The following is a 1178-nucleotide window of genomic DNA, read 5'->3' as shown; positions in this document are numbered from 1 at the left end:
TGGCGCGCTACATCAACCAGACGTTAGGTATTTGGTTGAAGCGAAAGTACAAGCGCTTCCATCACCGTTTAGGACGCGCGCGTCTCTTCCTGGAGAAGATCGCGCGTGAGAACCGCAGGCTCTTTGTGCATTGGCAACTCGGCGATGGCGGCAAGATTGCCTGATGGGAGCCGGGTGAGGCGAGAGTCTCACGCCCGGTTCTGCGAGAGGCTGGAGGTGAAATCCCTCCGGCCTACTCACCCCACCATCCGGATCCTGGCGAAGGGCAAATGCACGACCGGCCGGATCTGGACGTATGTGCGGGATGACCGGCCGTTCGCCGGGCCTGCGCCGCCGGCGGCGGTCTATTATGCCTCGGGCAACCGACGGGGCGAACATCCTCAGAGGCATCTGGCCGCCTTCGCCGGCATTCTGCAGGCGGATTGCTATGGCGGCTTCGAGCCGTTGTTCGATCCAAAAAGGAAAGCAATGCCGATCACGCCGGCATTTTGCCTGGCCCATGCGCGGCGGGGATTCTTCGAGCTGGCTGACATCGAGAAAGCCGCCCGGGAAGGCAAGGGCAAACCGGTCTCCCCGATCGCGCTGGAGGCGGTCAGGCGTCTTGACGCCCTGTTCGAGATCGAGCGCGCCATCAACGGCCGTGGTGCCGACGAGCGGCGTGCTGTGCGCCAGGAGCGGAGCAAGCCGCTGCTCGACGACATGCACGCCTGGCTGCTCCGCGAGCGAGAAAGCCTCTCCCGCTCCGCCGAGGTCCTGAAGCCCATGAACTACATGCTCAAGCGCTGGGACGGCTTCGTCCGCTTCCTCGACGATGGCAGGATCTGCTTGATCAACAATTGCGCTGAGCGTGCATTGAGAGGCATTGCCTTGGGAAGGCGCAACTGGACCTTCGCTGGCAGCCAACGTGGCGCCGACCGTGCCGCTATCATGCTGACGATGATCACGACCTGTCGCCTCAACGACGTCGATCCCAAGGCTTGGCTCGCCGACGTCCTCGCCCGGATCGCCGATCTTCCCACCTCGCGTCTGCGCGAACTGCTGCCCTGGGAATGGAAGCTCCTGCACCAAGCCGGCAAGTCCGCCGATCAGCAAGCCGCCTGACCTTCACGCAACGCCATCGTAGAACTCGCCGTGCTCGCGCGCATGCGTCAATCAGGCGGCCTTCGTCGTATGCGTAC

General features: G+C 63.5%; 1 pseudogene. It reads left to right on the top strand.

Going from position 1 to position 1178, the window contains the following annotated elements:
• Nucleotides 1-243 precede the first annotated feature (243 nt).
• Nucleotides 244-1101: pseudogene (tnpC, locus tag L6637_RS42270) on the top strand (IS66 family transposase); the annotation flags it as partial.
• Nucleotides 1102-1178: the final 77 nt, after the last annotated feature.

Origin of the sequence: Bradyrhizobium zhengyangense, assembly GCF_022012435.1 — a bacterium.
Lineage (GTDB): Bacteria > Pseudomonadota > Alphaproteobacteria > Rhizobiales > Xanthobacteraceae > Bradyrhizobium > Bradyrhizobium zhengyangense.
This window is presented reverse-complemented; position numbering and strand designations above follow the sequence as displayed.